At 65.9% G+C, this 18,914-nt stretch carries 19 protein-coding genes; 8 read left to right on the top strand and 11 right to left on the bottom strand.

All coding sequences use genetic code 11. The features are described 5' to 3' along the window. Window positions 1-9: 9 nt before the first annotated feature. The 3 genes from dnaG to K0P03_RS12705 all read right to left on the bottom strand — a co-directional run bounded on the left by dnaG (window position 10) and on the right by K0P03_RS12705 (window position 3,097). On the bottom strand, window positions 10-1,977 hold the full coding sequence (gene dnaG / locus K0P03_RS12695; protein ID WP_272789777.1) for a DNA primase: 1,968 nt from the start codon (window positions 1,975-1,977) through the stop codon (window positions 10-12). 85 nt (window positions 1,978-2,062) lie between these two features. Next, the gene (locus K0P03_RS12700) at window positions 2,063-2,392 is read right to left on the bottom strand and encodes a hypothetical protein (protein ID WP_082342425.1); all 330 of its coding nucleotides are present in this window, start codon (window positions 2,390-2,392) and stop codon (window positions 2,063-2,065) included. A gap of 255 nt (window positions 2,393-2,647) precedes the next feature. Further along, the gene (locus K0P03_RS12705) at window positions 2,648-3,097 is read right to left on the bottom strand and encodes a GatB/YqeY domain-containing protein (protein ID WP_023515714.1); all 450 of its coding nucleotides are present in this window, start codon (window positions 3,095-3,097) and stop codon (window positions 2,648-2,650) included. A 324-nt stretch (window positions 3,098-3,421) separates the two neighbouring features. On the opposite strand from K0P03_RS12705, the gene carA reads away from it, so the two are divergent. Further along, window positions 3,422-4,630, top strand: coding sequence for a glutamine-hydrolyzing carbamoyl-phosphate synthase small subunit (gene carA, locus K0P03_RS12710; protein ID WP_023515715.1), 1,209 nt, complete (start codon window positions 3,422-3,424; stop codon window positions 4,628-4,630). A 58-nt stretch (window positions 4,631-4,688) separates the two neighbouring features. On the opposite strand, the gene K0P03_RS12715 is transcribed toward carA, so the two are convergent. The 4 genes from K0P03_RS12715 to K0P03_RS12730 all read right to left on the bottom strand — a co-directional run bounded on the left by K0P03_RS12715 (window position 4,689) and on the right by K0P03_RS12730 (window position 8,930). Beyond that, entirely contained in the window at window positions 4,689-5,081 is a 393-nt protein-coding gene (locus tag K0P03_RS12715; RefSeq protein WP_023515716.1) for a nuclear transport factor 2 family protein, read from the bottom strand. Between the two features lie 10 nt (window positions 5,082-5,091). Continuing rightward, window positions 5,092-6,480, bottom strand: a complete 1,389-nt coding sequence (locus tag K0P03_RS12720) for an MATE family efflux transporter (protein ID WP_023515717.1) — start codon at window positions 6,478-6,480, stop codon at window positions 5,092-5,094. Between the two features lie 150 nt (window positions 6,481-6,630). Continuing rightward, complete coding sequence (locus tag K0P03_RS12725; RefSeq protein ID WP_130517414.1) at window positions 6,631-7,884, bottom strand: TCR/Tet family MFS transporter; 1,254 nt, start codon at window positions 7,882-7,884, stop codon at window positions 6,631-6,633. Between the two features lie 143 nt (window positions 7,885-8,027). Next, window positions 8,028-8,930, bottom strand: a complete 903-nt coding sequence (locus tag K0P03_RS12730) for a LysR family transcriptional regulator (protein ID WP_272789778.1) — start codon at window positions 8,928-8,930, stop codon at window positions 8,028-8,030. Between the two features lie 103 nt (window positions 8,931-9,033). On the opposite strand from K0P03_RS12730, the gene K0P03_RS12735 reads away from it, so the two are divergent. Further along, a complete protein-coding gene (locus K0P03_RS12735; RefSeq protein WP_272789779.1) occupies window positions 9,034-10,032 on the top strand; it encodes an aldo/keto reductase in 999 nt (332 codons plus the stop codon). A gap of 178 nt (window positions 10,033-10,210) precedes the next feature. Next, complete coding sequence (locus tag K0P03_RS12740) at window positions 10,211-10,783, top strand: phosphoethanolamine transferase domain-containing protein (RefSeq protein ID WP_272789780.1); 573 nt, start codon at window positions 10,211-10,213, stop codon at window positions 10,781-10,783. Here the strand turns inward: K0P03_RS12740 and ypfJ are convergent. Together ypfJ and K0P03_RS12750 are read right to left on the bottom strand one after the other, a co-directional pair. Then, window positions 10,767-11,705 carry a KPN_02809 family neutral zinc metallopeptidase gene (gene ypfJ, locus K0P03_RS12745; protein WP_023515722.1) on the bottom strand — a complete coding sequence of 313 codons (939 nt, stop codon included), beginning with the start codon at window positions 11,703-11,705 and terminating at the stop codon, window positions 10,767-10,769. The genes K0P03_RS12740 and ypfJ overlap by 17 nt on opposite strands. Window positions 11,706-11,813: 108 nt before the next feature. Beyond that, window positions 11,814-12,335 carry a DUF2306 domain-containing protein gene (locus tag K0P03_RS12750; RefSeq protein WP_272789781.1) on the bottom strand — a complete coding sequence of 174 codons (522 nt, stop codon included), beginning with the start codon at window positions 12,333-12,335 and terminating at the stop codon, window positions 11,814-11,816. 90 nt (window positions 12,336-12,425) lie between these two features. On the opposite strand from K0P03_RS12750, the gene K0P03_RS12755 reads away from it, so the two are divergent. The 3 genes from K0P03_RS12755 to K0P03_RS12765 all read left to right on the top strand — a co-directional run bounded on the left by K0P03_RS12755 (window position 12,426) and on the right by K0P03_RS12765 (window position 15,061). Continuing rightward, complete coding sequence (locus tag K0P03_RS12755; protein ID WP_272789782.1) at window positions 12,426-13,223, top strand: LytTR family DNA-binding domain-containing protein; 798 nt, start codon at window positions 12,426-12,428, stop codon at window positions 13,221-13,223. A 78-nt stretch (window positions 13,224-13,301) separates the two neighbouring features. Continuing rightward, complete coding sequence (locus tag K0P03_RS12760; protein ID WP_023515105.1) at window positions 13,302-13,961, top strand: dihydrofolate reductase family protein; 660 nt, start codon at window positions 13,302-13,304, stop codon at window positions 13,959-13,961. A gap of 68 nt (window positions 13,962-14,029) precedes the next feature. Continuing rightward, entirely contained in the window at window positions 14,030-15,061 is a 1,032-nt protein-coding gene (locus tag K0P03_RS12765; protein ID WP_272789783.1) for a zinc-dependent alcohol dehydrogenase family protein, read from the top strand. Here the strand turns inward: K0P03_RS12765 and K0P03_RS12770 are convergent. Continuing rightward, window positions 15,058-15,945, bottom strand: coding sequence for a LysR family transcriptional regulator (locus K0P03_RS12770; protein WP_272789784.1), 888 nt, complete (start codon window positions 15,943-15,945; stop codon window positions 15,058-15,060). The two genes, K0P03_RS12765 and K0P03_RS12770, sit on opposite strands and share 4 nt — an antisense overlap. Before the next feature lie 110 nt (window positions 15,946-16,055). Here K0P03_RS12770 and blaOXA point away from each other — a divergent pair, with 110 nt between their 5' ends. Beyond that, entirely contained in the window at window positions 16,056-16,862 is an 807-nt protein-coding gene (gene blaOXA / locus K0P03_RS12775; protein ID WP_336314289.1) for a class D beta-lactamase, read from the top strand. Window positions 16,863-16,888: 26 nt separating this feature from the next. Here the strand turns inward: blaOXA and K0P03_RS12780 are convergent, their stop codons facing one another. Further along, complete coding sequence (locus tag K0P03_RS12780) at window positions 16,889-18,070, bottom strand: FAD-dependent oxidoreductase (protein WP_272789785.1); 1,182 nt, start codon at window positions 18,068-18,070, stop codon at window positions 16,889-16,891. 84 nt (window positions 18,071-18,154) lie between these two features. Between K0P03_RS12780 and K0P03_RS12785 the strand changes: the two genes are divergently transcribed. Further along, a complete protein-coding gene (locus tag K0P03_RS12785; RefSeq protein WP_272789786.1) occupies window positions 18,155-18,730 on the top strand; it encodes a TetR/AcrR family transcriptional regulator in 576 nt (191 codons plus the stop codon). The last annotated feature ends 184 nt before the right edge of the window (window positions 18,731-18,914 follow it).

The raw sequence follows: 18,914 nt of genomic DNA on the forward strand, positions 1-18,914 counted from the left end.
ATCGGCGGTCTATTTGCCCGCCGGCCCCTTCACACGGCCGGAGAGCACGCCGAAACCCTCGATGATGGCTTCCTGGTTCTCCAGGCGCATGGTTTCCATCTGCACCTCCTGCAGCGCGCGCAGGATCTGGGGGACGCGTTCTCCGTCGCCCTCCTCGGTCGCCACGGCAAGCTCACGCTCCAGTTCGCGGCGCTGCCAGAGCAGGGCGCGGGTGCGCTTGTGCAGGGCGAGCGCCTGAAGGTAGCCTTCGCGGGCATCTTCGGGCGCGGCCTCCGCCGTCGCGGTCCACAGGCGGGAATTGCGGATCTGCTGGTCGAGCCCGCGCAGCAACGCGTCGAAGCCGGCCGCTTCCAGCTCCTCGATCAGCCGGTCGCGCTCCAGCCTGGTGCCGACGGAACCGGCAATGCCGAGCAGCGCCGACCAGAGCCGCTGCAGGTCGCGGTTCTCATATTCGATGATGGCGATTTCGTCGTAGTCGCTGAAGAGCAAGCCGGGATGGTTGGCGACGGTGAGCGCCAGCACGCTTTCGCGCAGCGCCGGCAGCTCCTGTGCACCGCGCACCAGCGCCGAGCGCGCCAGCCGGTCGGAAATGCCGGAGGAAACAGGTGTGCCCTGCACAGCGCCGCGCCCGCCGCCCCTCGTCTGCCGGTTGCCGGAAAAGCCGCCGCCTCCCTGCCGCGGCGCCGGGCGGAAGAAAGCGTTCAGCCGGTCGCGCATGTTCTGCTGGTAGTGGCGGCGCACGTCCTCGTCGGCGATCGCGCCGGTGATCTGGCGCAGGCGCGCCTCCAGCGCCGCCCGGCTTTCCGGCGTCTCGAAATTCGCGCCCTGCACCTCGCGGCTCCAGATCATCTCGGCAAGCGGCCGGGCGCCGGCCATCACCTTGTCGAAGGGCGCACGACCCTCGTGGCGTACGAGGTCGTCAGGGTCCTTGCCATCGGGCAGCAGCGCAAAGCGCACCGTGCGTTCCGGTTTGATATAGGGCAGCGCGAGATCGGCCGCCCGGTTCGCCGCGCGAATGCCCGCGCCGTCGCCGTCGAAGCAGAGCACCGGCTCCGGCGTCATCTTCCAGAGGAGTTCAAGCTGGTTCTCGGTGAGCGCGGTGCCGAGCGGCGCGACGGCATTCTCGATGCCGGCCTGGTGGAGGGCGATCACATCCATATAGCCTTCGACGGCGATGATCGTGCCCGCACCATCCGCACCCTGAGCGGCCTTGCGGGCCCGCGCGTGGTTGTATAGCACATTGCCCTTGTGGAAGAGCTCGGTTTCGTTGGAGTTCAGATATTTCGCCGGCGCATCCGGCGACATGGCGCGTCCACCGAAAGCGATGACCTTGTCGCGCACCGAAAGGATCGGGAACATGATGCGGTCCCGGAAACGGTCGTAGGAAACCGGGATATCGGGCCCGTACACGACGAGGCCGCAGGCCTCGATCGCCTCCTTCGGAACGCCTTTGCCGGCAAGGAAGCCCTTCAATGCGTTACGGCTTTCCGGCGCGTAGCCGAGCCGGAAGGTCTCGATGGTGCGGCCCGTCAGCCCGCGGTCGCGCATGTAGGCGCGCGCCTTCGCACCGGCCGGCGTCTGAAGCTGGTCCTCGAAGAAGCGCGCAGCCATGTCCATGACCTCGACAAGGCCCATGCGTTCCTTCTCGCGCTGCTCGGCCTCGCGGTCCGGCTGCGGCATCGCGACGCCCGCCATGTCGGCGATCTGCTGCACGGCTTCCGGGAAGGACAGGCCATCGAGATCGGTGAGAAAGCGGAAGTGGTCGCCGGAGACGCCGCAGCCGAAACAATGGTATCGGCCCTTGCGGTCCTCGCAGTGAAAGCTTGGCGACTTTTCGCCGTGGAACGGGCAGCAGGCCCAATAGTCGCCGCGCGACACATTGGTCTTGCGGCGATCCCAGGTCACGCGTTTGCCGATCACCTCCGAAATGGAGACGCGGTCGCGGATCTCGTCTAGGAAGGCATTGGAAAAGCGCATGGGTCCCCCGGTCGGGGTCCATATAACCATGCGCGGCGCTCACCGCCAGCGATAGTCGCCTGCCCACAGCAATTCACAGGCACCGTCAGAACCCCATGTCCGGCGCGTAGAAGCAGCGCGGCGTGTCCTCGGTCGGGTAGAGACAGAGATGGTACTCGCCGTCCTGCGAGCGGCGCGTCGTATCCTGCGGCAGAAGGAAGATGTGAGCACGGGTGGCAAGGCGATGGTCGCCCGGCGCCAGCATCACACGGTAGCCGCCCGCGATGACGCGCACGGACCGCGCGGGGATCATCTGGCAGTCGCCGGTCTCGCTGTTGCCGTTGCAGCAGAAGGCCTCGTACTGCCAGCCGCTCGCCGCGTCATGGGCGGAAGCCGGTCCCGCAAGAAGGAGCGGCGCAAGGGAAAGAAGGAACATCACGCGCATCGGCTTGGCCTCCTTGAGACGGCCACCGGGCATCAACGCAAAAACATATCCGGCGGCATCGCATGCACTTCGCCGGGGCGAGCCGATGGACGCTCATCGCCGCATCGTCGGGCTCCTGGCGGCCATCATAACAGGATTCGACACCTTTGGCTTCCGGAGATTGCACGGAATACGTGCGGTCCGGGATAGTTCCCCAACAAAAAGGGCGGCCGAAGCCGCCCCGCATCCGAAAAATTCGTCACCGGCCTATTTCAAAAGGTCCTTCACCACGCCGGAGGCCTTGGCGAAATCCATCTGGCCGGGATAACGCTCCTTGAGCACGGCCATCACCTTGCCCATGTCGCGCAGGCCCTGCGCGCCGATTTCGGCGATGGCGGCGGCGATGATGTCCTTCATCTTGTCCTCGGAGATCTGCTCGGGCAGGAAGCTCTCGATGACCTTGATTTCCTCGCGTTCCTGCGCGGCAAGCTCCGGGCGGCCGTTCTCGGAAAAGATCTTGGCCGATTCCTCGCGCTGCTTGATCATCTTGGCGAGGATCTGCAGCAGTTCGTCGTTCTCGACCGGCCCCTTGCCGACACCGCGGTTGGCGATGTCGCAGTCCTTCAGCTTGGCCTGGATCAGGCGCAGCGTGGAGACACGGCAGGCATCCTTGGCCTTGAGTGCATCCTTGAGGGCGTTTGCGATCGTATCGCGCATCATTTTCTCCATTGGAAGCCGCCGGCGCCGGATGCGCGGCTTGGGCTTCAATCATCGTTCGATTGTGCATGCTCATAGACCGGCAGAGGGCCTGCCGGCAAACGGATTGCGCAAGCAATTGAATTTCAACGCTTTATAATTCCACGCAATCCACAGGCAACGGTTGACCCCGTCATCCGCTTTGTCTATTTTCCGGCACCTGCACGAAAATCGGCAATCAGGGCGAACCAACGCGGGCTTCCGCGCGCCTTTGCCTGCGATCTTAAATGGTGCCCGGTCCATCGGCTTTCAAGCCCGGGGCCAGGCGCCGGAAACGGGATACTCATGACCTCGACCCCCGCATGGACCACTGAAAAGCCGACCGCCCTGCTCGTTCTTGCCGACGGCACCGTCATCGAAGGCAAGGGCATCGGCGCCACCGGCAAGGTAACCGCCGAAGTCTGCTTCAACACGGCGCTGACCGGCTACCAGGAAATCCTCACCGACCCGTCCTATCTCGGCCAGATCGTCACCTTCACCTTCCCGCATATCGGCAATATCGGCGCCAACGACGAGGACATCGAGGACCTGACCCCCGCCGCGCGCCACGGCGCCGTCGGCACGATCTTCAAGGCCGACATCACGGACCCGTCCAACTACCGCGCCGCAAAGCACCTCGACGGCTGGCTGAAGGCCCGTGGCATCATCGGCCTTTCCGGCATCGACACGCGCGCGCTGACCGCCTGGATCCGCGAGAACGGTGCACCGAACGCCGTCATCGCCCACGACCCGAACGGTGTCTTCGACATCGAGACGCTGAAGGCCGAAGCGAAGGCCTGGAGCGGTCTTGTCGGTCTCGACCTCGCCAAGGTCGCCTCCTCCGGCCAGTCCTCGCGCTGGAGCGAGAAGCCCTGGGTATGGAACGAAGGCTACGAGGATCTCGCCGAGAGCGACGTGAAGTACCACATCGTCGCGCTCGACTACGGCGTCAAGCGCAACATCCTGCGTCTCTTCACCGGCCTCGGCTGCAAGGTCACCGTCATGCCGGCGACCTCGAGCGCCGACGACGTGCTGGCGCTGAAGCCGGACGGCATCTTCCTCTCCAACGGCCCGGGCGACCCGGCTGCAACCGGCGAATATGCCGTGCCGGTCATCAAGACGCTGATCGACAGCGGCATCCCGATCTTCGGCATCTGCCTCGGCCACCAGATGCTGGGCCTTGCCGTCGGCGCCACGACCGAGAAGATGCACCAGGGTCATCATGGCGCAAACCATCCGGTCAAGGACCACACGACGGGCAAGGTCGAAATCGTCTCGATGAACCACGGCTTCGCAGTCGCCTCCTCCTCCCTGCCGGACGGCGTGGAAGAAACCCACATCTCGCTGTTCGACGGCACGAACTGCGGCCTGCGCCTCGTCGGCAAGCCGGTCTTCTCCGTGCAGCACCATCCGGAAGCCTCCCCCGGCCCGCAGGACAGCCACTACCTCTTCCGTCGCTTCATCAATCTGGTGCGCGAGAAGAAGGGCGAGGCGGCCATCCCGGAACGGGCCTGAGCCATTCCGACAGATCAAAGCCCCGGACGATGTCCGGGGCTTTTTTTCGTTTTGGCGCTCAGGACAGCGAGACCGGCACCACGGTTCCCTGGTGGAAGGCCATCTGCCAGCGCTCCCCCACCCGCTTCCAGATCGAGGCGCGCAGGACGTGGCGCTCCGATCCGTCCGCCGCCCGGCGGCACGTGCGATAGGTGAGCAGCACGGCGCCTTCGGCAATCGCCGTCAGGGCATAGTCGCTGGCCTCCAGCGTTCCGTCGCTGGGCTCGTCCGCCTCCTCCGACAGGAGGTCGAGCATCTCCGCCCGATGGTAGATGGTACCGGAACTGCCGAATTCGACGAAGCCTTCCGCCAAAAGCGCCTCGACGGCCGGACGTGAACCGCGGACCTCCGGGCGATGCAGCGCCTCCTCCAGCATGCGGATCTCCTCGATGCTGGCGGCGGGGCCGGTCATTGCCGGCCTCTCAAATCGGCCGGGCCGCCGGCACGCCCCGCGTCACCAGGCGGTAGAAACGCCAGTTGAGCAGGATGGAGGCCGCCGAAAGGCCGCAAAGGAACCCGAACCAGACCCCGATGCCGCCGAAGCCGGCCGGAAAGGCGAAGAACCATGCGGCGAGGAAGCCGATCGGCCAGTAGGAGATCAGCGCGAGGATCATCGGGATGCGCGTGTCCTTCAACCCGCGCAGCAGGCCAGCGGCGATCGCCTGCAGGCCGTCGACGAGCTGGAAGACGCCGGCGATCACCACGAAGGGGCCGGCAATCGCCAGCACCGCCACCGAATCCTTGCCCGCCTTGTTGAGGAAGATCGAGGCGAGCGTGGTGGGGATGAGCGCGAAGAGCACGCCGCCGCCAACGGCGATGACCGCCGCGACCGCCAGCACCGCCCAGGAGGCACGCACCACGCCGAGGTGATCGCCCTGGCCATGCGCCACGCCGACGCGCACCGTGCCGGCCTGGGCAAGGCCGAGCGGCACCATGAAGGCAATGGAAGCGAGCTGCAGGGCGATACCGTGCGCCGCCAGTTCCAGCGTGCCGATATTGCCCATCAGCAGCGAGGCGCCGCTGAAGAGGCTGACCTCTGCCAGCATGGTAAGGCCGATCGGCAGGCCGAGATGGACGACCTCGCGGAAGGCCAGCCAATCCGGCCGCCAGAACCGCACGAAGAGCTCGTAGCGGCGCATGTCGGCACGCGACTGGATATAGGCCGTCAGCAGCACGAAGCTCAAGAGGTTGACGCCGAACGAGACGATGGCCGCCCCCTCGATGCCCATGGCCGGAAAACCGAAATGGCCAAGCACCAGCGCATAGGCGAAGAACGCGTTGACCGACAGGATGATGATCGTGACATAGAGCACGATGCCGGCCCGGCCATGCGCACTGACGAGACCGCGCAGCGTCATGAAGAGCAGCCCCGGCGCCATGCCCCACTGGGCGATCTTCAGATAGCTGCCGGCCAGCGCCGCCACGTCCGGCTTCTGGCCGGCGAGCAGCAGGAGGTTCTCCGCATTGTAGAAGAGCGGGATCATCAGCACGGAATAGAGCAGCACCACCCACATGCCCATGCGCACGGCGCGCCGCACGGAGACCGGGTCGCCACGGCCATAGGCCTGCGCCACCATCGGCATGACGGCATTGGCAAAACCGGAGCCGAGGATGAAGATGGTGAAGAAGAAGGAGCTCGCCAGCACGATGGCTGCGAGATGCGCAGCGCCGAGGCGGCCGAGAATGACCACGTCCGTCGTGTGAATGCCGAGCTGGGCGAGCTGCGCGCCGATCAACGGTACGCCGAGGGCGAAAGTCGCGCGAAAATGCGCGCCCCAGCCGTTGTTCTCGCGATGCGGTGCCATGTGCATGATAGTTCTCACTTTCGCATCGCTTCGGATCACAACTTCCAGCCGCGATCAATCGAATTGATTTGATGCTTTCATCAAAAATGCCGGAATGCGGTGCCGCGCGATGCCTGCACGCGGAAATTTCGTCAAAATGTCACGTTTGAAAGCGCTTCAGGCGCCTTCCGTCGCCAGATTTCCACTCGGGCCGGTCCCCGCGCCGCGCAACTTCACCACGAAGATCACAAGGCCAACGAAGAGCATCAGCGCCGCAAGCGCAAATGGTGCCCCGGCGAAGGCCACCGGCGCCGTGGGTCCGGTGAAGTGGCTGAACACCTGGGTGAAGATCAGCGGGCCGATGATCGTAGTAATGCTGGAAACGCTGGTCAGCGCGCCCTGCAATTCGCCCTGGGCGGAGGGCGGCACGCGGGCGGAAGCTATCGAGCGCAGCGGCGGATCGGCGAGGCCTTCAAGCGCCGTCAGAAGGATGACCGCATAGACCATCCAGCCCTGGTACGAGGCGGCATAGCCGGACAGGCCGAGCACGGCGAAGGAAAGGCCGATGACCGCCGTGCGGAACTCGCCGATCCTCGGCACCACGCGCGGCAGCACGAACGCCATGACGATGGCGCCGCCGACCCCGAAAATGCCGAGCGACAAGCCGATCTGCCCCTCGCTCCAGCCGTAGCGCAGCGCCGAAACGAAGGACCAGACGGAGGGATAGACGGCGTGCGCCAGCCAGTAACAGAAGAAGACCAGACCGATCCACAGCACGCCCGGATAGTTGCGCATCTGCAGGAGCGCACCGAGCGGATTGGCGCGGGCAAGCTCGAACCGGCGGCGATGGGCCGTCCCCAGGCTTTCCGGCAGGAGGAAATAGGCCGCGGCGAAGTTGAGGAAGGCGAGCACCGCCGCCCCGTAGAACGGGATGCGCGGGCCGAACTCGCCGAGAAGCCCGCCGATGACCGGCCCAAGCGCGAAGCCGGTGCCGAAAGCGATGCCCATCAGCCCGAAGTTCTTCGCCCGCGTCTCGTCCGTCGAGACATCAGCGATATAGGCGGCAGCCGTGCCGAAGCTCGCGCCGCTGATGCCCGCCAGCACGCGACCGACGAACAGCATCCAATAGCTGGTCGCCAGCGCACAGATGAGGTTGTCGATGGCGAAGGTGAGGATGCAGGCGAGCAGCACCGGCCGCCGGCCGAAGCGATCGGAGAGATTGCCGATGAACGGCGCGAAGAGGAACTGCATGCCGGCATAGACCAGCAGCAGCCAGCCGCCGTCAATCGCCGCCTGGCTGATATCGTCGCCCGTCAACTCGCGCAGGTATGTCGGCAGCACCGGCATAATGATGGCGATGCCGATCACGTCGAGAAACATGATCATGAAGACGAGAAAGAGCCCGCGCCGGGTGGACCTGGCATCGATCATGGTTTCACCCCAGGAAGGATAGCGGCCTGCCGATGCAGGCAAAAATGTCAGGCAACGACTTCTATTTCACTTTTTGCCGCGAAACAATCCGTGAACATCGCAAACTTTTTGATGAATTGATCGCGATCCGCTGATGAAAGGCCTTATTGCAGCGGGGGATGCGCCTTCACGAAATCAACGAAGGCGCGCAGCGGCGCGGGCATCAGGGTACGGCTCGGATAATAGAGGAAGGGGCCGGAGAAGGTCTGGATCCAGTCGGGCATGACGACCTGCAACGCACCGGAGGAAAGGGCCGGCGCCAGGAACTCCTCGAAGGTGCAGACGATGCCGAGGCCGGCCAGGGCGGCGTGCTGCTCCACCTCGTTCGATTCGGAGATCAGGCAGGCCGGCGGCATCAGCGAGATCTTCTCCTCGCCCCGCTCGAAGGCCCAGGGCAGCACGCGACCGCTGGCAAAGCGGTGCAGGATGCAGCGATGCTGCATCAGGTCGCGCGGATGTTCCGGCACCCCGTGCACCTCGATGTAGGACGGCGCGGCGGCCACGACGAAACGCTGGCGGCGCGGGCCGATCGGCACCGCGATCATATCCTGGTGCAGCGCCTCTTCATAGCGAATGCCGGCATCGAAACCTTCCGCCAGCACATCCACCAGCGCGTCGTTGGAGGCAACCTCCAATGTGATGCCGGGATAGGCCTTGAGAAAGGGCGTGGCGATCGGCGGCAGGACGAAGCGGGCGACGATGCCGGGCACGTTCAACCGGAGGCGGCCGACCGGCCGGTCGCGCAGGCTGTTCACCCCGTCAATCGCCGCCTCGACCTCGGCCAGTGCCGGCGCAAGCCGTTCCAGGAGGCGCGCACCCGCATCCGTCAGCGTCACGCTGCGTGTCGTGCGGTTGAAGAGGCGAAGATCAAGCCGCCCCTCCAGCCGCCGCATCGCCTCCGAGAGCGCCGAGGCGGAAACACCGCGCAGCTTGGCGGCCGCGCGAAAGCTCTTCACCCGGGCGATGGCGACGAAGGCATCGAGATCGGCAAGCGGGATCTGGCTCATTGTTCGGAAAACCGCACGACTTGTTCAGAGTAAGTCGAATTATCGCACAAGGCCCATCGCGGTAAAAGAGCGTCGATCGAAAGGCACGCACAGGAGAAGCGCCATGAAGACCATCAATCTCGGCAAGGCCGGCCCCGTCGTTTCCACCATCGGCCTCGGCTGCATGGGCATGTCGGGCATGTATGGCCCGGCCGACCGGGCGGAAAGCATCGCCACCATCCATGCCGCGCTCGACGCCGGCATCACCCTTCTCGACACCGGCGACTTCTACGGCATGGGCCACAACGAGATGCTGATATCAGAGGCGCTGAAAGACTGCCGCCGCGAGGATGTGGTGCTCAGCGTGAAGTTCGGCGCGCTGCGCGGGCCGGACGGCGCCTGGAGCGGCTACGATTCCCGCCCGGCGGCGATTCGCAACTTCCTCGCCTATTCCCTGCAGAGGCTCGGCACCGACCATATCGACATCTACCGCCCGTCCCGCCTCGATCCGGCGGTGCCGATCGAGGAGACGATGGGGGCGCTCGCCGACCTCGTGAAGGCCGGCTACATCCGCCATATCGGGCTGTCCGAGGTGGGATCCGAAACGATCCGCCGCGCCGCGGCGGTGCATCCGATCGTGGATCTGCAGATCGAGTATTCGCTGATCTCGCGCGGCATCGAGGACGACATCCTGCCGACCTGCCGGGCGCTGGGCATTCCCGTGACCGCCTATGGCGTGCTGTCGCGCGGCCTGATCAGCGGCCATTGGCGGAAGGGTGCGGCGAATGGCGGTGATTTCCGCGCCTTCAGCCCACGCTTCCAGGACGGCAATGTCGACACGAACCTGGCGCTCGTCGAAGCCCTGCGCCGCGTCGCGGACGAAAAGGGGGCAACCGTCGCCCAGCTCGCCATTGCCTGGGTCGCCGCACAGGGCGTCGATATCGTCCCCCTCGTCGGTGCCCGCCGGCGCGATCGCCTCGCCGAGGCGCTTGGCGCGCAGAAGATCGTGCTCAGTGCAGCCGACCTTGCCGCAATCGAAGCCGCGCTGCCGAAGGACGCCGCCGCAGGCGAGCGCTATCCGGTCGCCATGCTGGCGCATATGGACAGCGAGAAGCGGACCTGAGGCCGCAGGGCGGACCGCACCGCACGGCGCGGCCCGTCTCCCGCCGCGGCGGCCTGAGCCGTCAGCGACCTGTCAGCTTGGCCGTGGGAGAAGTGATCGCAAAGAGGCACGATTGTCATTCGCCGGTAACGAAGGGCGGCAAGATGGGCCCTTGCGTATCCGTTTCCGAGGACCGGCAATGTCACGTCGCCCAACCGCAGGCTTTCGCTTCCCCAGACCCGCTTTCGGCAGCCTGACGGTCAGCCTGGTGACCAGCCTCTACCTCTTCCTCGTCACCAGCCGCGACTTCTGGACGGAGAGCTGGGCGCTGCTCGGCGCCCGCCCCGGCACGCTCGCGCTGGTGACGGGCGGGGTCTTCTGCCTTTTCATCGCGACCTGTGTCGCCGCGTCCTGGAAACAGGTGATGAAGCCGCTCTTCGTGGCGCTGCTTCTCGTCGCGGCAGCCGCTGCCTGGCGCATGGACGAGGACGGCGTCTTCCGCGCAGAAGCGTCCTTCCAGCCACTGCAGCTTGCCGTTCACATGCTGGTCTTCGGTATGCTTCCGGCTGCCCTTCTCGTCTGGGTGAAGGTGGTACACCGGCCGTTCTTCTGGCAGCTGCGCGGCAATCTGGCGATCGCCGTGCCGATGCTTGCTATCGCGCTCGCCGTCGCCCTGACGCACACGACCAAATATGCCCTGATCGTCGAAGAAGACCTGAAGGTCGCCGACAGCGGCAATGCTGCCGGCGCTTCCGTCATACATCGCCCTTGAACGTGTCGCAGGCATCGACCCGGCCGGTGTCGAAGCCGCGCTTGAACCAGCGGCGGCGCTGCTCGGACGTGCCATGGTTGAAGCTTTCCGGCACGACATAGCCCTGCATGCGCTTCTGCAGCGTGTCGTCGCCGATCTGCGTGGCGGCGTTCAGCGCCTCTTCCAGGTCGCCCCGCTCCAGCAGGCCCTTCTGCTCGGTATACTTGCCCCAGATGCCGGCATAGCAGTCCGCCTGAAGCTCGACGCGGATCGACATCTGGTTGGCCTCCACCTCGCTCATGCGCTGGCGCTGCTGGTTGAAGCGCGGCAGCACGCCGGTGAGATTCTGCACGTGGTGGCCGACTTCATGGGCGACGACATAGGCCTGCGCGAAGTCGCCGGACGCGTCGAACTTGCCGGCGAGCTCGTCGAAGAAGCTCATGTCGAGATAGACCTTGCGGTCGCCCGGGCAGTAGAACGGGCCGGAAGCCGCCGAGGCGAAGCCGCAGGCCGACTGCACGGAGCCCGAGAAGAGCACCATCTTCGGCTCCTCATACCGCTCGCCGGCCGCCTGGAAGATGCCGTTCCAGGTGTCTTCCGTCTCGGCGAGAACCGTCGCCATGAAGGCCTTGGTTTCCTCTTCCTGCGGCGAGGCGCGACGGCTGGCGCTTTCCGTCTGCTCGAAGCCCGGCATGCTGACCTGCCCGCCGCCCTGGCCCATCACCTGCAACAGGTCGATGCCCATCGCCTTGAAGACGAAATAGATGACGACGAGGAAGATGATGGTGCCGATGCTCATGCCACCGCCGGCACGGCGCCCGCCACCCATCGGAATGCGAAAACCGCCATTGCCGCGGCCGAACGGATTGCTCCCTCCCGCCGAAGGACCGGCTCCGCGCTGGTCCTCGATATTGCCCGACTGGCGACGACCTTTCCATTCCATGGCGCATTTCCCCGAATTGATTGCCGACGAACGCTCATCGCATGAATTCGTTCCTCAGCAACGACTTATAGGGCCTGCCGCGCCACCATGCAAAACGAAAAGCAGGCCTCAGCGCCGACGGAAAACCGCCTCGAAACGCTCCACCCAGCCGGCCTGGCGCGCCGCAAGAGCCCCCGCCGCAACGAGGAGCGCGCTGACGACCGCAGCCGCGAGCACGCTCGTGAAGCCGGAGGCGCCGTCGAAGATCATCGCACCCATCACCCGGTCGGGCGCGAGGGTGAACAGCCCGGCGACGACGATGCCGCCGAAATACATGCCGGCGACATGACCGCGATGCGCGCGGATATCCCGACGGCGGGCGGCGCGGATCGCAGGGACGCTGCCGACGATGACATAGACCGAGAGCAGATGGATCGGGCTGAAATCGCCGACCGTCTTCAGATCGTGGATGAAGAAGGTCGAAAAACTCGTCAGCACCATCAGGAGCAGCCAGACCTTGCCGAGACAGCGATGCAAGGCTGTGCCCTTCGGGCGGGCGAGCAGGACGGCGCCCAGCACCGCAGCAGGCAGGACGGTGGCGACATGAAACTGCACGGCAGGCGGGGCTGCAAGAAGCGGCTCGAGAGTCATAGCGGGCTCCGGAATGGTTGAATTCGCCGCCGTCTTCCGCCATTGATCGGGCCGCCTCAAACGCTTTGGCCCGAACGGACGGTAAACTTCGTGGAACGCCCTCTCCTGCAATCCGCGCTTCGTGAACTGCAGGTCTTCCTCAGCGCCCCGCGCTTCTGGGCGACCTTTGGCGCCGTCGTGCTGATCTTCTGGGTGACCGGCCCCTACGGCACGGGCGAGCGGCTGGCGACCGTGCCGAGGCTCGGCTTCTGGCTCGTGCTGCACGCTGTCGCCTGGGGCATTGCGGTGGTCGCCATCGTCGCCGTCAACACGCTTTTCCGGCGGAAGGTGCCAGCCCTCCTGCCCCGCATGGCGCTCGGCACGGTGGTGGCCAGCGCGCCTGTCGGACTGGCCACGGAGGCGATCAGCCTGATGACCTTCGGCGGCACGCTGACCCCGGAAAGGATCGCCGAAAGCATCGCAACGGGGCTTCTCCTCTCGGCGCTGTTCTGCGCGCTCACCTTCATGACGATGAGCAGCAAGCAGACCGAGGCGTTGGCCGCCGCGTCCCCACCGGCGACAGCTCCGGAGGACCGGACCGAAATTCCCCTCATGCGCCGGCTGAAGCCGGAGAGCCGCGGGCCCATCCTGCACATGACCGTCGCCGACCACTATACGCAGGTCACGACAAGTCGCGGCCGCGAGCTGATCCTGCTGCGCTTTTCCGACGCGCTGGCGGAATGCGGCGACACGCCGGGCCTCAAGGTACATCGCTCGCATTTCGTGGCCGATGCCCATGTCGACAGGCTGCTGCGGACGGAGGGCCGGCTGGCGATCCTTCTGAGGGATGGGCAGGAAATCCCGGTCAGCCGCAGCTGCGCCGAAGCGGTGCGTGCCCGCTGGGGCTGAATTTTTGCACGCCTGTCGGATCGCCGTTCTTTCCTGCGTCTCTAGATATCGGACCATCAAACCATCGGGAGAAGATCCATGAGAAAGATTGTTGTCAGCGCCTTCGTCAGCCTCGACGGCGTCATGCAGGCGCCGGGCGGGCCGGAGGAGGACCCGATCGGCGGCTTCCGGTTCGGCGGCTGGGTCGCCCCGTTCTTCGACGAAACGGCGGGCGCGACGATCGGCGAACTTTTCGCAAAACCCTTCGACCTGCTGCTCGGCCGCAAGACCTACGATATCTTTGCCGCACACTGGCCCTATGCCGGCGCCGATGATCCGATCGGCCCGCTGTTCGACCGCATCAACAAGTATGTCGCCACCCGAAATCCGGCCTTCAAGGCCACCTGGCAGAACAGCCATGTGCTTGGCCCGGACGCGCTTGCCGCCGTCAAGGCGTTGAAGAGCGAGGACGGGCCGGACCTCCTGACGCAGGGATCGACCGGCTTTCTCAAGGCCTTGTTCGAGAACGATCTCGTCGACGAGATCAACGTCTTCACCTTCCCGGTCATTCTCGGCAAGGGCAAGCGGCTGTTTGGCGACGCCTCCTTCCCCCGGACCCTGACGCTCGTGAGTTCGCGCAGTAGCGAGAACGGCATCGTCATCAGCAAATATGCCCGCGCCGGCGAGGTGACGACAGGCTCCTTCGAGTTCGACACGCCGACGGATGCCGAGCTGGAGCGCCGCCGCAACCTGACGTGAAGACGGAGCGGCCTTGACCGGCCGCGCCGTTGCAGGTCCTATCTCCTTGAGGAAAGCGGGAGGACGGGATGAAAGCGGCGCGGCTGGAAGCGATCGGCGGGTTCTTCGTGCGCATGGTGGAAAAGCCGGTGCCCGGCCCGGACGATCTTCTCGTCCGCATCGAGGCCGCCGGCATCTGCGGCACGGATCGCCACCTCTTCCACGGCGAGTTCCCCTGCCGGCCGCCGGTGACGCTCGGCCATGAATTCTCCGGCATCGTCGAAGCCACCGGCAAGGACGTCATCGGTTTCCGCCCCGGCATGCGCATCACCGGCGACCCGAACATCCATTGCGGCCGCTGTTCACAATGCCGGCGCGGCCGCGTCAATCTGTGCGAGTCCCTGCAGGCGATCGGCATCCACCGCGACGGCGGCTTTGCCGACTATGTGCTGGTGCCGCAAAAGCAGGCCTATCAACTGCCGCTCTCGCTGCCGCCGGAACACGGCGCGTTCTGCGAGCCACTCGCCTGCTGCCTGCATGGCACCGACATGGCCGACATCAAGCCCGGCAGCACCGTCGTGGTTCTGGGCGGCGGGGTGATCGGCATGCTGGCCGTACAGCTCGCCCGCCTCGCCGGAGCAACCACGGTCGTCCTCGTCACCCGCCAGGCCGTGCGCCGGAAACTCGCCGGGGAGATCGGCGCCACCCAAACCTTCGACCCGGCTGCGGGAAACACCATCGAGGGCATAGCCGGCAAGGACGGCCTGCTGCCCGGCGGCGCAGACGTCGTCATCGAATGCGCGGGCGTGGCCGAGACCATTGCCGAAGCACCGAAGCTTGCCCGCAACGGCGGCACGGTCGTCATCCTCGGCGTGATGCCGCAGGGCGAAAAGGTGGAGTTCGAGCCCTTCGACCTGCTGTTCCGCGAGGTCAGGATCCTCACCTCCTTCCTCAATCCCTTCACCCATGGCCGCGCCGCGGCCCTGATCGCCTCCGGCACGATAAAGGTCGACTGCCTCGTCTCCCGCCGCATCGGCCTCGATGAGCTGCCGGACGCCATCGCCAACCCGCCGCGGCCGGGCGAGGTGAAGGTGCTGGTCATGCCGGACCTGCAAGCCTAGCTCAGCCCCTCCTCGGCCACCGTCGCGGCCAGCCAGGCGGAAAAGGCGGCCATGGCGGGGCTGAGGCTGCGCGATTGCAGTCGGGTGAGCCAGTAGCTGCCGAGCGCAAGGCTGGTATCGAACGGCTGGACGACGGCGCCGGCCGCCAGAAGGCGCGAGAACATCAGCGGCGGGGCAAGACCGACGCCGGCCCCCTGTAGCACGGCCTCCATCATGGCAAGCGACGTGTCGAAGACGATCGCATTCTGCGGCGGCGGCGTACGCGGCAGGCCGGCAGCCTCGAGCCAGCGGGTCCACTCGTCGCGGCGGTAGGAGCGCAGCAGCGTCAGACCGAGAAGATCGGCAGGCTCCCTGAGAGCGCGGGCGACGGCCGGAATGGCAAGCACGGAGAGCGGCGCATCGAAGAGGCGCACCGCATCCGTGCCGTGCCAGGCGCCGGCGCCGAAGCGGATGGCGAAGTCGAGCCCTTCGGCGGCAAGGTCGACCCGGTTGTTGTTGGTGGACAGCCGCACCTCCACGAAGGGATGGCGCTCGCGGAACGCCGCAAGGCGCGGCAGGAGCCAGCCGACGGCGAAGGTGCCGACGGCCCCGACCGTCAGGATTTCGCGCACATGGCCGCCGCGAAACCGCTCCACCGCATCGGCCATTCGGTCGAAACTGTCGCGCAGCACCGGCAGCAGGCTCTCCCCCTCCGCCGTGATCATCAGCCCGCGCGGAAGGCGCTTGAAGAGCACGACGTTCAGCTGCTCCTCCAGGCTCTTGACCTGGTGGCTGACGGCGGCCTGCGTGACATTCAGCTCGATCGCGGCCCGTGTGAACGAGAGATGGCGGGCAGAAGCCTCGAAGGCGCGGAAGGCGTTCAACGGCAGATATGGCCGAACCATGGCGAAGCCCTAGTTTTCCTAATGGCTAAGACCAGTATTGATCTTTTGCAAGCCCATCAAGACATTGCTATCCAGAATGCACAAGCTCTTCAAAATTCGAGGAAAACGTGATGGACATGCGTCTTTTCGCGGCCGGTATCCTGCTGGCCGCAGGCTTCGGCGCGCCGGCCGAGGCCCGCATTATTTGTACAATCGTCGCCGATGCGATGAATGATGAGGTCATCCTGGAAAAAGGGGACTGCGAGAGTCGCGTGACGCCCGCCTCCACCTTCAAGATACCGCTCGCCGTGATGGGTTACGATTCCGGTTTCCTGGAAGATGCGAACGAGCCGGTCCTGCCCTTCGTGAAGGGTTATCCGGACTGGGGCGGCGATGCCTGGCGCCAGCCGGCGACGCCCAAGCGCTGGATGGAATTCTCCATCGTCTGGTTTTCGCAGCGCATCACCGAGTTCCTCGGCCACGAGCAACTGCGCGACTATGCCGATGCCTTCGGCTACGGCAATGCCGACATGACGGGCGACCCGGGCAAGGACAACGGGCTGGAACGCGCCTGGATCGCCTCCTCGCTGAAGATCTCGCCGCGCGAGCAGGTGGCGTTCCTGAAGAAGCTGGTGAACCATGAACTGCCGGTCTCCGCCGATGCCATGGACCAGGCGATGGAGGTCCTGGAGCGGCGCGACCTTGTGGACGGCTGGCGCGCGCAGGGCAAGACGGGCATGGCCTATCCCCGCAAGGCCGACGGCAATCTCGACTATGCCCGGCCGTGGGGCTGGTATGTCGGCTGGGCCCGCCGCGACGACCGCACCGTCGTCTTCGCCCGGCTGATACAGGACGAAAGGAAGCAGGAACCGCGCACGAGCCTACGCGCACGGGACAGCGTCCTCAAGGAGTTGCCGGGACTTCTTGCGACGGACTGAATAGGCAGGTGGGGACAGCACGCAACTCAGCGTGGGGGAACCATCCCGAGCCCCTTGCGGGCGAGGCCGGAGAGGTTGAGCACCAGCTTGCGGCGGAACACCGGCGAGGCCCCCACGACGCGCAGCACAAGATTGCGCAGAATACGGCCGGCGAGGCTGCGCACGGTCGCGATCCGCGTCAATCGGCCGGCAAGCTCCAGGACCTCCACCGCGGCCGGGCGGCGCTTTTCTTCATAAAGGTCGAGCGTCGCTTCCGGCGCCTTGCCGAGAAGGACGTCGGCAAGCAGGCGGCCGAGCACGACGGCATCGACAAGCCCCGTGTTCATGCCCTGCCCGCCGGCCGGGCTGTGCACATGGGCGGCATCGCCCATGACGAAGAACGGGCCGGACCGGTAGCGCGCGGCGACGCGGTGGTGCACGCGGAAGCGCGAACTCCACAAAACATCCCGCACGCGGCCCGGAACCTTGCGCGGGCCGCGGGCATCGAGCAGCGCCTGCACGAAAGCCGCATCCGGCGCTTCGGGCGCGTCCCCGACAGGCGCCACGATGCGATAACGGTGTCCCGGCAGCGGCACGACCACGCCCATGCCCTCCGGCGAGAAGAACAGCGTCACCTCCGCGCTGAGGGGCCAGTCCATATGGACATCGGCAAGCACGAAGGAACCGGCGTAGCTCTCGCCGTCGAAGGCGATGCCCGCAGCTTCGCGCACGACGCTGTGCATACCGTCGCCGCCGACGACATAGCGGGCGCGGATGGTCCGCGGCCCCTCTGGCGTATCGACGTGAGCCACCGCCCCGGTCGCATCGCGCTCGATACGCGTCGCCGTAATGCCACGCAGAACGGTGCCGCCGAGGCTCGCCAGCCGGTCGGCAAGAATCGCCTCGGTCTCGTCCTGCGGGATCATCAGGATCTGGGCGTAGCGCGACGGCAACGTGGAGAAGTCGAGTTCCAGCAGCGCCTTGTCGTGGTCGCGCAGGGCGAAGCGGGTGAGCTGCAGGCCACGGCGCTCCAGCGCGTCCGTGACACCGAGCCGCTCCAGAACCTCCAGCGTGTGGGCATGGATGACAGCGGCACGCGAGGTATTCTGACCGGCGGCAAGACGATCGATGATGACAGGCCGCAGGCCTGCCTGTTGCAGGGTAGCGGCCAACGCAAGACCGGTCGGCCCTGCCCCGACAATCAGCACATCAGTTTCCTGCGGCACCATGGTTTGCGCTCCGTATAAATCAACATACGTTGACTTTTATGTCGCGCGCTTGAATTTGTCAACATGCGTTGGCATTTTCACACCATGACCGATTCTCCCGTGAAGAAAACGAAGTCCGACCGTACCCGTCAGGCTATTCTGGAGGCCGCGCGCCTGCTCTTCGCGCAAAAGGGCTACGACGGCACGACCGTACGCGACATTGCCGCCGCCGCCGCGATCGACCCGGCCATGGTGATCCGCTACTTCGGCGGAAAGGACGCCCTGTTTGCCCGCGCGGCCGATCTCGATCTCCGGCTGCCCGATCTCTCCGTCCTTCCCCGCAACGCGGTGGGCGAGGCGCTGGTCCGACACTTCCTCACCGTATGGGAAGGCGACGGGGGCACCACCGCCCTGCCGATCGCTCTGCGCTCGGCCGCATCGAACGAGCTGGCCGCCGCGCGGCTGCACGAGATTTTCGCAACCCAGGTCGCTCCCGCCATCGCACGGCTGGCCGGACCGGACACGCCCGCCGTCGCCGGTCTGGTGGCAACCCAGATCCTCGGCCTCGCCTTCACCCGCTACGTGCTGAAGCTACCCCCCGTCGTGGCGCTGCCACACGCGCGGCTGGTCGCGGAGGTTGGCCGCTCGATCCAGGCCTATATCGACGGCGCGCGCGCCTGAGGCTGCCCGTGCGGCGGGCCAGCATATTTCCTGTCGATTGCTCCATTTTCGGGGTTCCGCTCGCCCGCGCATTTGCCTATAAGCCGCTTCTAGCCTTGAAAGACCATTTTTGCGCGCCCGGCCCGGTGAACCCATCGCCATGCCGGTTTTTCGCGCACGCGGCCGAAGCGAAGAGAACGGATAA

The sequence above is a fragment of the Shinella sp. HY16 genome, assembly GCF_028534175.1.
Classification (GTDB): domain Bacteria; phylum Pseudomonadota; class Alphaproteobacteria; order Rhizobiales; family Rhizobiaceae; genus Shinella.